8 protein-coding genes are annotated in these 12383 nt (G+C 32.6%); 4 read left to right on the top strand and 4 right to left on the bottom strand.

Annotated features, from left to right (window positions below):
- Positions 1 to 30 precede the first annotated feature (30 nt).
- The 3 genes from TERY_RS25020 to TERY_RS08040 form a co-directional block, all read right to left on the bottom strand.
- A complete protein-coding gene (locus TERY_RS25020; protein ID WP_052845770.1) occupies positions 31 to 234 on the bottom strand; it encodes a DUF192 domain-containing protein in 204 nt (67 codons plus the stop codon).
- Between the two features lie 292 nt (positions 235 to 526).
- Positions 527 to 2044: a GUN4 domain-containing protein gene (locus tag TERY_RS08035; protein ID WP_011611360.1), complete on the bottom strand. Its 1518-nt coding sequence runs from the start codon at positions 2042 to 2044 to the stop codon at positions 527 to 529.
- 103 nt (positions 2045 to 2147) lie between these two features.
- A complete protein-coding gene (locus tag TERY_RS08040; RefSeq protein WP_011611361.1) occupies positions 2148 to 3632 on the bottom strand; it encodes a GUN4 domain-containing protein in 1485 nt (494 codons plus the stop codon).
- Positions 3633 to 4714: 1082 nt separating this feature from the next.
- Here TERY_RS08040 and TERY_RS08045 point away from each other — a divergent pair.
- The 3 genes from TERY_RS08045 (at position 4715) to TERY_RS25025 (ending at position 9372) form a co-directional block, all read left to right on the top strand.
- Positions 4715 to 6316, top strand: a complete 1602-nt coding sequence (locus TERY_RS08045; protein WP_011611362.1) for a DUF4070 domain-containing protein — start codon at positions 4715 to 4717, stop codon at positions 6314 to 6316.
- 438 nt (positions 6317 to 6754) lie between these two features.
- A complete protein-coding gene (gene recF / locus TERY_RS08050) occupies positions 6755 to 7927 on the top strand; it encodes a DNA replication/repair protein RecF (protein ID WP_011611363.1) in 1173 nt (390 codons plus the stop codon).
- A gap of 431 nt (positions 7928 to 8358) precedes the next feature.
- Positions 8359 to 9372, top strand: a complete 1014-nt coding sequence (locus TERY_RS25025; RefSeq protein WP_011611364.1) for a hypothetical protein — start codon at positions 8359 to 8361, stop codon at positions 9370 to 9372.
- A 724-nt stretch (positions 9373 to 10096) separates the two neighbouring features.
- Here TERY_RS25025 and TERY_RS30310 read toward each other — a convergent pair.
- A complete protein-coding gene (locus TERY_RS30310) occupies positions 10097 to 10300 on the bottom strand; it encodes a Uma2 family endonuclease (RefSeq protein ID WP_081432534.1) in 204 nt (67 codons plus the stop codon).
- A gap of 22 nt (positions 10301 to 10322) precedes the next feature.
- On the opposite strand from TERY_RS30310, the gene TERY_RS34825 reads away from it, so the two are divergent.
- Positions 10323 to 10565 (top strand): hypothetical protein, encoded by a 243-nt coding sequence (locus TERY_RS34825; protein ID WP_044136581.1) that lies wholly within the window; start codon positions 10323 to 10325, stop codon positions 10563 to 10565.
- Positions 10566 to 12383 lie beyond the last annotated feature (1818 nt).

Genomic DNA, 12383 nt, shown 5'->3' on the forward strand with positions numbered 1-12383 from the left:
AAAACGAGTATAATAAATACAAAAATAAAATCAAAAAGTATTTTGAGACAGAAAAACAGACTGAATATTAATGCGATCGCCAACCCTGAAACCCAACTGTATAGCTCTACCAGCCCTGAGCTCAAGAACCCCATCAACAGGAGTATAAGTTCCATAAGTAGGACAAAGCTCAAACGAACAAAGAGGTAAATTAGAAAAAATTGCCCGAACTGCCCCATTCTTCAAAAAAACCATATCCAAAAGAATAAACACATTTCTCCAAAACAAAAATCACATTACGAAGAGGGTCAATAGAAAATAACATACCCTGATTATCTGGCAACTCAGTCCGAAACATCAAACCCACTCACTGCTCAAATGTAGTTCGCGCCACCTCCAAATTAATAACTTGACCAGAAAAAATTTGCCCTGAAATAGGCAACATTTGATCTAACTCCAACCCAACTCCACCTTACCCAAATAAAGAACTAAAATTCGATTCCTCAAGATTTCTCACCCCTGAACTAAAATAACCATATATTAAAACCTACAAATCTTTGCGTGACAGAAGAGATACAGCCCAACTCACTAAACTCAATAAACTCCCCACCGCCATCTCCGGCCAACTCGAACATGATGGGATATGCCCCTTATAATGCGTATTAATTGAAAAATCCAGATCAGAATACCACAACCATTTTCCTTCTTGACGCCATCCAACTTGATCACTAAAAGCTTCCCATATTTTTCGGTCATACTGCCTAGTACCACCCAAGCTCTGATAAATTTGCTTCTGCACAGAAAAACCAAACTTACCATTACTGTATTTTACCCAAAGTTTGTCAATAGTGCCCAAGTCCTCAGAAGGAAAATTATCTATATCTTCAACTCTCAACCAACCCTCCTCTTCTCGCTGTGCCACTGTCAACATACAATTAGTAGTTTCGAGATCTGCCTCTTTCCACTGTTGTGTAGCCAATAAATAACGCAACTTTTGATATTTTATCTCTCTGACTGAAACTAGAGGTACATCAGTAGAAGCAGAATATTGTGGAAGTTGTTGATTTTTTTTATTATGAGAAGAAGACATTTGAGACTGAGGAAAAAACGGAGAAACATAAGAACTATTAACATTAATAGAAACAGATTGTTTTGTAAGTAATAGATTTTGTTGAGAAGGAGAAAAAATTGGTTTTAAATCATCTAAAACAGACTGAACATTCTGATAACGTTTCCTAAGTTTTAGCTCCACCAAACCATCTAAAACTTTCCCCAAATTATCACTAATAAAAGTTTTATTTAAAAAATCTCGCCATACCCATTCCATTTCTATTACATCATATATATCAAAGGGAGTCATCTGAGTCAATAAATATAAACAAACTAGCCCCAAACTATATAAGTCACTAGCTAATTTTAGTTTTCCTACCGACTGTTCTGGAGGGGAATATTCTGCCGAATTAAGAACCGTTCCTGTCACATTAAAACGCTGAAATTTTGGTATTATTTTAGATATTCTAAAGTCAACCAAGACTAACTTTTTATCAGTCTCTCTCCTAATAATATTCTCTGGTTTAATATCCTGATGAATCACATCATAACTGTGCACAAACTCCAAAAGAGATAATAAGTCTATTAAAAATTCTCGAATCTGAGACTCATTAAAAACACCATAATTATCTAACTCTTGTTCCAGGGTTTTTCCTTGAATAAATTCTTGTACTAAATATTGACGACTATCCACAGTAAAATAAGTATAAAGCTCAGGAATTTGTGGATGCTTTCCTAACAACTTCAACTTTTCCCCTTCCTCTGCAAATAACTCAGCAGCTTTTTCCACATTTTCACTTCCCTGAGCTTGAGATAGAAACTGTTTGATCACACAAAAGGGTTTAGAAGGTTTAAGTTCATCAACTGCTAAAAAAGTTCTGCAAAAATTACCTTCTCCGATAATACTTTTGATCCAATAACGTTCTACAAGAAATAATTTATTTCCACATTTCTGAAAAAACTCAGAATTATCGGAATTAGGACTAGGACATTCAGGGTTAAGACATTGAGACATAATAATAAAATTGGGAAAAACTATCTTTAGACTATTATTCTTTCTATGAATTGCATTACTTCTATTTTAAACATTTAACTATTTCTAAAAATTTACTATAATTTTAAAGTCTACAAATATTTGTGTGATAAAAGAGATATCCTATCCCAAAACGACTCCACTTATTTAATGCCACAGCTGCCGGGAGGTGCCCAATATATCCACATATTTTGAGATTAAAACTTAGCTGAGAGTATCCCAACCACCTTCCCTTTCTACGCCATCCAACTTGATCAGCAAAAGCTTCCCATATTTTACTATCGTACTTCCTTGTACCCCCCAAACTCTGATAAATTTGCGTCTGTACAGAAAAACCAAACTGACCATCACTGTATTTTAGCCAAAGTTTATCAATACTGAGCAAGTCTTCACAAGGAAAATTATTTATATCTTTCACTCTCAACCAAAGTTCCTTTTCTCGCTTTGTAACCTTCAACATACACTTAATAGTTTCCTCATCTGCTTCTTTCCATTTTCCTGTAGCTAATAACTCACGCAAATTTTCATAGTTTATTTCTCTAGCTGACACCAGAGGTACATCATTAGAAGCAGAATATTGTGGAAGTCGTTGATTTTTTTTAGTATGAGAAAAAGACGTTTGAGACTGAGGAGGAAACGTATAAATATGAGAACTATTGACATTAGTAGAAACAGATTTTTTTGTAAGCAATGATTTTTTTTGCACAGTAGAAATATCTGGTTGTAAATCATCGAAAACAGACTGAACATTCTGATAACGTTTCCTCAGTTTTGGCTCCACCAAACCATCTAAAACTTTTCCCAATTTATCACTAACAAAATTTCCATTTAAAGAATCTCGCCATACCCATTCCATTTCCATTACATCATACAAATTCAAGGGACGAATATTAGTTAATAAATGCAAACAAACTACCCCCAAACTATACAAGTCACTAGCTAAATGTGATTTACCTATAGACTTTTCTGAAGCGGAATATTCTGCCGAACCAGTAATTGTTAACGTCACAGTATTACGTTGAACTTTTGGTATAATATTAGATACTCCAAAGTCAACCAAGACTAACTTTTTATCAGTTTCTCTCCTAATAATATTCTCTGGTTTAATATCCTGATGAATCACATCATAACTGTGCACAAACTGTAATAGAGATAATAAGTCTATTAATAATTCTCGAATCTGAGCTTCATTAAAAACCCCATAATTATTTAACTCTTGTTTCAGGGTTTTTCCTTGAATAAATTCTTGTACTAAATATTGACGACTATCCACAGTAAAATAAGTATAAGTTTTAGGAATTTGTGGATGCCTTCCTAACAATTTTAACTTTTCCGCTTCCTGTGCAAATTCATTCTTTTGGTAGGGAAGAATAAATTGTTTAATGACACAAAGAGGTTGAGATTTTTGAAATTCATCTACTGCTAAAAAAGTTCTGCAAAAATTACCTTCTCTGATCAGACTTTTTATCCAATAACGTTCTACAAGAAATAATTTATTTCCCCAATTATAACAAAACTCAGAATGATTGGGGTTAGGACTTAGGCACTTAGAGTTAAAAAAATTAGACATGATAATAAATTTTTATAATCTACTAAAATATATTTTTCAATAATAAATAGGAGTTATGCAGCCAAAGAATAAATCTGGTTTATTACCTTAATTATTATTTTTTACTTACCAAATTTTGTTGAGCGGTACAAACCATTAAATTATTTGTAGAGAATAAGAAATAATTATTTCTTCAAGTAATTGGATTAATTAATCTAGTAAAACATAGAGATGAATTATTGAACTTATTATCAGTTATTTTCCTAGAAAAGTTACCATAAATGATGAATCAGGAGTCATAATGTCCATCAAAAAAAATTATAGATTTCCTAACCGCAGGGGCCTTCTACTGAGGAAATGGAGGGAGTGGATAGGGAATGTTGTAAAAAGGTATCCGTACAAGAAAAAAATCAACATTAATCAGCATAAAAGCACAGAAAGAAGTTATTAGTAGAAGAAAAATTATCATACATTTTACTTTAATTTTGAGTAAATGGGATAATTCATTATAATCTCAAATTAATTAGAATTGTCATGAACAAAAAATTCTAGCTTTAGTTTCGCGATCGCTCTAGCAAAACTAGGTAAATAGATTCAAAAACTCCAAGATAACTACTATTAAAATATAATAGAATTTGGGGGAATAATCTATAACAATTATTTAATCTATAAGGTAAAGCTTTAAATTCCCGTGGCACTCGCAAAAAGGGAAGAGCTAACAAAAATCTCTATTTTTACTTGAAAGATAATAGGGGATAGTAAATATACCATAAAATTTGGGAAATTGTAATAGTTAATCCTGTTATTAAATTATAAATTTTACAGAAGGCTCAAAATATTTGGTTAAATCAAACTTGGCACAATCAAAATTCTTAACAATTAACTATTTTTAAGTATTATTTAAGATAATTGCCAAATTTAATAAGGTCAGAAAAATCCCCATTAAATTCCCCCAAGTCATTATGGTTCCAGAATCCTAACTCCTGACTATTGTTAATATTTAGTTATATTTAGTTAATTGCCGAAATTAACTTAATAAGGTTAAAGTTAGGCTGAGTTTATTTAAACTAATATTTAATCCTAATGTGAGGAGTTAATAATTAATGCGAGTCCTATTAATTTATCCCCTATTTCCCAAATCTTTCTGGTCTTTTGAAAAAATTCTAGAATTGATAAATCGCAAAGTAATGCTACCTCCTTTAGGGTTAGTAACAGTAGCAGCTATCTTACCCCAAGAATGGGAATATAAATTAGTTGATAGAAATGTGAGGTCAGTTACAGAAGCAGAATGGGAATGGGCAGATTTAGTCATACTCTCAGCGATGATTGTCCAAAAAGAAGACTTACATGACCAAATTCGAGAGGCAAAACGACGGCATAAATTAGTAGCTTGTGGTGGCCCATATCCCACAGCTTTACCCCAAGAACAACTGGACAGTGGTGTAGATTTTCTGATTTTGGATGAAGGGGAAATTACCTTGCCAATGTTTGTGGATGCTATCAAGAATGGGGAAACTAAAGGCATTTTCCGTGCAGATGGGAATAAACCGGACGTGACAACAACTCCTCTTCCTAGATTCGATTTATTAGAAATGAAATATTATGAATCTATGTCGGTTCAATTTTCCCGTGGTTGTCCGTTCCAATGTGAATTTTGCGATATTATTGTTTTGTATGGTCGCAAACCTCGTACCAAAACGCCAGCACAATTATTAGCAGAGTTAGATTGTTTATACGATTTAGGATGGCGCGGTTCTCTATTTATGGTGGATGACAACTTTATTGGCAACAAGCGTAATGTTAAGTTGTTGCTCAAAGAATTAAAAGTTTGGCAAGCAGAACATCAATATCCATTTAAAATAACTACCGAAGCTTCCGTTAACTTAGCAGAAGATCCAGAATTAATGCAGTTAATGGTAGATTCTAATCTTAGAGCAGTATTTTTGGGAATAGAAACTCCTGATGAAGATAGTTTAGAGTTAACCCATAAATATCAAAATAATCGTAACCCTCTCAATGAAGCAGTAGAGAAAATTATTAAATCTGGTATCAGAGTAATGGCAGGGTTTATTATCGGTTTCGATGGAGAAAAACCAGGAGCAGGCGATCGCATCGTTAAATTTGTGGAAGAGACGACTATTCCCACTGCCATGTTTAGTATGTTGCAAGTCTTACCAAATACAGCACTTTGGCATCGTCTCAAAAAGGAAGGTCGGCTTTTAGATAAAGGTGCTAATATTAATCAAGTAACGCTGACAAATTTTATCCCCACCAGACCAATAGAAGATATTGCAAGAGAATATGTAGAAGCATTCTGGCAGTTGTACGACCATGAAAAGTTTTTAGATCGAACTTATCGGCATTTTCTTATAATGGGAAGTCCCACTGCTAAAAGTATTGCAAAAATGCCAAGTTGGATGGAGTTGCGAGCATTGTTGATTATTTGTTGGCGACAGGGAATAAAACGGAAAACTCGTTGGAAGTTTTGGCATCATTTGTGGAGTATCAGAAAACATAATCCTAGTATTTTGCCACGTTATATTAGTACCTGCGCTCATATAGAACATTTTTATGAGTATCGCAATATTGTTAGAGAAAATATTGAGGTGCAGTTAGCTGAATATTTAGCTAAGAATAAGCAGTTAAATATAATTAAGGAAAAAGTTAACACTCAAAATCAAAAAACAACAGAAGAAGTAGCTTAATACAGAAAAAAAAGTATTTACATGAAGTTTTTGGCAACCTCCTTATAAATTCTGTATGTATAGTATGTATTAAGCTGGAAAATACTGGGCGTTGCTAAAACATTTGTCATGATTTTTACATTACAGTGCTTTTGAAATTGATCAACCAAATTCTTACAACCAAAGCTTTATAGGGATTAATTATTACAGTTAGTCCTTATTGTGGTCTATTAATTATGAAAGCAACTAACTATAGGGTTATATAGCGGTTACTACTTAATGGGATGTACTAAAAGCTTTAATGAACAAGCTTTTTAGCTTAAAATATGTACTTCACTCTTTAAGGAAATGCTATACTGTTTCACAAAAGTTAAAAGTCATACATTCAAAGGTCATCTATTAAGATTTGATCGCCGAAAACACTGATAATTGAAATGACTCCTCTTAACCTTGCTGAATATGTATCTGAAACATTTACATTTACGACAGTTTAGAAACTATCGAGACCAGCAAGTTAAATTTGATGGTGCTAAAACAATTTTGCTTGGAGATAATGCTCAAGGCAAATCTAATTTACTAGAGTCAGTTGAGTTACTTTCTACTCTTAAGTCTCACCGAGCAATTCGCGATCGCGATTTAATTCTAGATAGTAAACAAGCAAGTAAAATTCAAGCATCTTTAGAAAGACAACTGGGAAATATTGACTTGGCTCTAACTCTGCGGAGTCAAGGTAAACGCACTGTAGCAGTTAACGGAGAAACTATTAGTCGCCATTTAGATTTTTTAAGTATTTTGAATGTAGTTCATTTTTCTAGTCTAGATTTAGATTTAGTTAGAGGTGGGCCAGAAGTACGGCGCTATTGGTTAGATAGACTTTTGGTACAACTAGAACCTGTCTATGCTCACATTCTGCTACAGTATAATCAAGTTCTCCGTCAGCGAAATGCTCTGTTAAAGAAAATTCGCCAACAAAAGATGGCTGCAGAAACTACTGGTTCATCACCTTCTATTCTGACTCAGGAGTTGGCCTTGTGGGATGCTCAGTTGGCAACTACTGGGTCTCGAGTGATTCGACGACGACAGCGACTTTTGCAGAAGTTGGCACCTCTAGCTGGTGAGTGGCATTGTGCTATTAGTGGGAGTATGGAAGTTTTCAAAATGGAATATTTAGCAAATGTAATTGTTGATAGTAACGAGTTAATTATTCAGGATAGTTTGGAAGGAGTACGTCAAGCTTTTTTGGAGAAAATTAAAGTCCGGGCGATCGCTGAACAATATCAAGGTACTACGGTGGTAGGTCCTCATCGGGATGATGTAATTTTTACTATTAATGATACTCCCGCACGACAATATGGTTCTCAGGGTCAGCAGCGCACTTTGGTGTTAGCTTTGAAGTTGGCTGAATTACAACTTATTGAAGAAGTGGTGCAGGAACCACCTTTGTTGTTGTTGGATGATGTTTTGGCAGAGTTAGATCTCCATCGCCAAAATCAGTTGTTAGAAGCAATTAGTAATCGTTTTCAAACTTTGATTACTACTACTCATTTGGGGTGTTTTGATGGTCAGTGGTTACAGGATACTCAAATTCTTTCGGTCAAGTCGGGAAATATTAGTTCTTTTTTAGATTTTTAGGTTTTTTAGATTAAATCTGGTACTATTGATATGAATTAGATAATTAATTAGGAGTTAGTACTTATAAATCAAAAGTTAGGAGCCAGAAAAGTCTGGGAATATTGAGCCATCAGCAAATATTCAACATTTCTTGACGCCTAATTAAGTGGGTTTGATATAATATAAAATACTTTAACGTTCCTCATCAAAGATTAATACTATTTTGGGTAAAATGAGGAAATGATTAAGTTCATCTCTAAGTACATTTTTTCTTTTGATATATATTTATATGAAATTTTGGTGTTTGTCCTGAAGTAATATAGCAGTAAATGAACTAATAAAAAATAGTAAGTAAAGGAGGATCTAAATACTAGCTATAAAAGCTACAGTATCTCAAAAAAAAGTTCTTATGAAGGTTAAGTATATTTTTTTTATCTACTAATTACATAATTATGGGGAATATTTCAGATTTAGAAGCAAATATATCACAAATGCAGCAGTTACTAAACGCTGCACAAAATGATATCCAAAAGAAAACTTTTGAAGAAATTATTAATAGATTATCTCAGGAATTAGAAAAGGAAAAGTCTAAATTAAATTATTCTAAAGTCAAGACTATAGAAGTAGATAAACCTTTAGAAGGAAAGGTGAAGAAAAAAATCATTCAACTGGGAAAACATGAAAGTAAAAAAAATCAAAATTTAAAGCTTAAATGTGACTCTAAAATTGAAGAAAAATCACAGCTTGAAACAGAAGAAATATTATACAATAATGAGGAGGAAAGTCTACCTCCAAAACAGGATTATCTTTTCCACGGTTTAGGGGTTTTGTATGGTAGAATAGTTAAACGATATGAGGATAATGATAATTATTATAATGCAATTATTGATGATAAAACTTATCAGTTAATTATTATTAATCCTAGGGTTAGACATTTCATGAAAGTAGATTATAATCCAGAAAAAAATAGATATTTAACTGTTTATCCTAATATAGTACATTATCCTCAACCTAGAGGTGGGAGGAAGGAGCCGAAAGTTAGTTTTACTATTATTGCTGCTAATGATTTCCCTACCTTAGATCTAGAACCTAATGAGTTTAGATTATTTGGATTATGGCAGTTTATCGCTGTGTCAAGATGTCCTGTAATAAGTATTCATAGAAATAGGAAAAATGATGGAAGCGATCGCGTATCAGTTATCAAGGAAAGGTTTAAGAATAATGATAAATTACATAAGAATTTAACTAGGGCTAATCATGTTCCTTTATTATGGAGAGACTCTCCTGTTAAACCTTTTAAGTTTAATCCTAGATTTGATAAGGATAAACAAGGCGATCGCTACTTTTGCAAAATAAAGGCTAAATTTCTGGCATATAGAGGTGTTTGGGGTTTCCAAGAATTACTTGTAGAACCTACTCTTGATATTCCCAAATTTTATAAGCCTATTAAAATAGCTTTCTCTTAAAATTAAAGGGGCAAATATTACAAAGACTCCTCAAAAGTTGACAGCTAGAGATTAAAAGTCTATTAGTAATATCTGACTAAGTTTTAGAGTGTAGCTATGCCAATTATAAATAATTAAAAAGTTCTCTTAACAAAGAACAGTTATGTTTATTCTTAACTGACTATTAGGACTAACTCATTTGTTAAGTTTTAGTAGGTTTGCTGTTAGAAAACAAAAATAAAAAATGATTGAAGTCAAAGGTAATAGAGAAAAACCAGGATAAAAATTAATGTCTTTAGTAGTAAGCCACTATCAATTTGTTAATTTTTAACCTAAGGCCTAAAACCTAAAACTTAAAGTCTAACACCCAAAACCTAATACCTAAAACGCAAGAGATAGCTTCCAAAAAATTCAGATCATCTATTTGAGAAATATCCGATAATAGCCTGACATATTTATCAGCAAATTTGAGTTTTCATCCTATTTCAATTGCTAATAATAATGTCTGTTGAATTTGAACGTTTTTTTTGGACATCTTCAGAATCTTTGTGGGATATCTCAGCATTCTTTTGGGATATCTCCAGACTTTTTTTCTCCTGCTATTTCATCTCCTTTTTTAATTACATTTCCCGGCTTATCCCAGCAACCCAACTATTTACCATTTAGATTTTTAAAGAGATTGTCCCATAGGGTTAATCCTAGATTAATATGGGCCAACTCAGTATTTTTTTTATTTATTTTGTGTCTACTTATAAAATACCACAAAGCCGAAATATTTGCAAGACATTTTGACTAAATTTTTTAATTGGTTATAGACAACATAATAAGAGGCCCGTAACTTTCTATAGTCTATTAATTTACTTCCTAATTCATTGCCTGGAGTGGGAGAAACTATTTCAATGACTAAGTCTGGTGGTTTGCCAAATTTCCAGAATAAATAAGAACGAATATTGCCTTTGGGCTATTCTTGAGTGCCAATAATATTTAAGCTGAAAAATACATCTGGGACTATTGCTGAGTCTCTTATATTGGAGAATAAACCTAATATAGTTTTCGTAATTTGTCTTTTGAAGAAATATGGGGAATTTGAGAAGCGATCGCCTCCAACTGTTTCAGATCATCTACTTGGGAAATATCAGATAATAGCCCGACATATTCATCACCACACTAGAATTTCAATCCCATTTCAACTACTAACAATAATGCCTGTTTAATTTGAGTTTCTTTTTGGGATATCTCCAGATTTTTTGAGGTTTTAGGTTTGAAGTTTTAAGTCTCAATTTTTTGAGGTTTTAGGTTTGAAGTTTGAAGTTTGAGGTCTCAATTTTTTTAGGTTTGAAGTTTGAGGTCTCAATTTTTTGAGGTTTGAGGTTTTAGGTTTTAGGTTTGAAGTTTGAGGTCTCATTTTTTTGAGGTTTTAGTTTTAGGTTTGAAGTTTTACGTCTCAATTTTTTGAGGTGTTAGGTGTTAGGTGTTAGGTTTTAGGTTTTAGGTTTGAAGTTTTAAGTCTCAATTTTTTGAGGTTTTAGGTTTTAGGCGTTAGGCGTTAGTTTTTAAGTTTGAGGTCTCAATTTTTTGAGGTTTTAGGTTTTAGGTGTTAGTTTTAGGTTTGAAGTTTTACGTCTCAATTTTTTGAGGTGTTAGTTTTAGGTTTGAAGTTTTAAGTCTCATTTTTTTGAGGTTTTAGGTGTTAGGTGTTAGGTGTTAGGTTTGAAGTTTGAGGTCTCAATTTTTTGAGGTGTTAGGTTTTAAGTTTTAAGTTTGAGGTCTCAATTTTTTGAGGTTTTAAGTTTTAAGTTTGAGGTCTCAATTTTTTAAGGTTTTACGTTTTAAGCTTGAGGTCTCAAGGTTTGAGGTTTTAAGTTTTAAGTCTCATTTTTTTGAGGTTTTAGGTTTGAAGTTTGAAGTTTGAGGTCTCATTTTTTTGAGGTTTTAGGTTTTAGGTTTGAGGTTTGAGGTTTGAAGTTTGAGGTCTCATTTTTTTGAGGTTTTAGTTTTAGGTTTTAAGTTTTACATCTAAATTTTTTGAGGTTTTAGTTTTAGGTTTGAAGTTTGAGGTCTCAATTTTTTGAGGTTTGAGGTTTGAGGTTTGAGGTTTTAGGTTTGAAGTTTTAAGTCTCAATTTTTTGAGGTTTGAGGTTTGAAGTTTGAAGTTTTAAGTCTCAATTTTTTGAGGTGTTAGGTTTTAAGTTTGAGGTTTGAGGTCTCAATTTTTTGAGGCTTTAGGTTTGAAGTTTTAAGTCTCAATTTTTTGAGGTTTTAGTTTTAGGTTTGAAGTTTTAGGTTTGAAGTTTGAGGTCTCATTTTTTTGAGGTGTTAGGTTTTAAGTTTGAAGTTTGAGGTCTCAATTTTTTGAGGTTTTAGGTTTGAAGTTTGAGGTCTCATTTTTTTGAGGTGTTAGGTTTTAATTTTGAAGTTTTAAGTCTCAATTTTTTGAGGCTTTAGGTTTGAAGTTTTAAGTCTCAATTTTTTGAGGTTTTAGGTGTTAGGTTTGAGGTTTGAGGTTTGAAGTTTGAGGTCTCATTTTTTTGAGGTTTTAGTTTTAGGTTTGAAGTTTGAGGTCTCAATTTTTTGAGGTTTTAGTTTTAGGTTTGAAGTTTTAAGTCTCAATTTTTTGAGGTTTTAGGTTTGAAGTTTGAGGTCTCAATTTTTTGAGGTTTGAGGTTTGAAGTTTGAGGTCTCATTTTTTTGAGGTTTTAGTTTTAGGTTTGAAGTTTTAAGTCTCAATTTTTTGAGGTTTGAGGTTTGAAGTTTGAAGTTTGAGGTCTCATTTTTTTGAGGTTTGAAGTTTGAAGTTTTAAGTCTCAATTTTTTGAGGCTTTAGGTTTGAAGTTTTAAGTCTCAATTTTTTGAGGTTTTAGGTGTTAGGTTTGAGGTTTGAGGTTTGAAGTTTGAGGTCTCATTTTTTTGAGGTTTTAGTTTTAGGTTTTAAGTTTTACATCTCAATTTTTTGAGGTTTTAGTTTTAGGTTTGAAGTTTGAGGTCTCATTTTTTTGAGGTTTGAGGTTTGAGGTTTGAGGTTTTAGGTTTGA

The organism is Trichodesmium erythraeum IMS101 (genome assembly GCF_000014265.1).
Lineage (GTDB): Bacteria > Cyanobacteriota > Cyanobacteriia > Cyanobacteriales > Microcoleaceae > Trichodesmium > Trichodesmium erythraeum.

Coding starts and splice junctions, on each gene's coding strand:
- TERY_RS25020 (WP_052845770.1), bottom strand. CDS start 234: ATGGTTTTTTTGAAGAATGGGGCAGTTCGGGCAATTTTTTCTAATTTA.
- TERY_RS08035 (WP_011611360.1), bottom strand. CDS start 2,044: ATGTCTCAATGTCTTAACCCTGAATGTCCTAGTCCTAATTCCGATAAT.
- TERY_RS08040 (WP_011611361.1), bottom strand. CDS start 3,632: ATGTCTAATTTTTTTAACTCTAAGTGCCTAAGTCCTAACCCCAATCAT.
- TERY_RS08045 (WP_011611362.1), top strand. CDS start 4,715: ATGCGAGTCCTATTAATTTATCCCCTATTTCCCAAATCTTTCTGGTCT.
- recF (WP_011611363.1), top strand. CDS start 6,755: ATGTATCTGAAACATTTACATTTACGACAGTTTAGAAACTATCGAGAC.
- TERY_RS25025 (WP_011611364.1), top strand. CDS start 8,359: ATGGGGAATATTTCAGATTTAGAAGCAAATATATCACAAATGCAGCAG.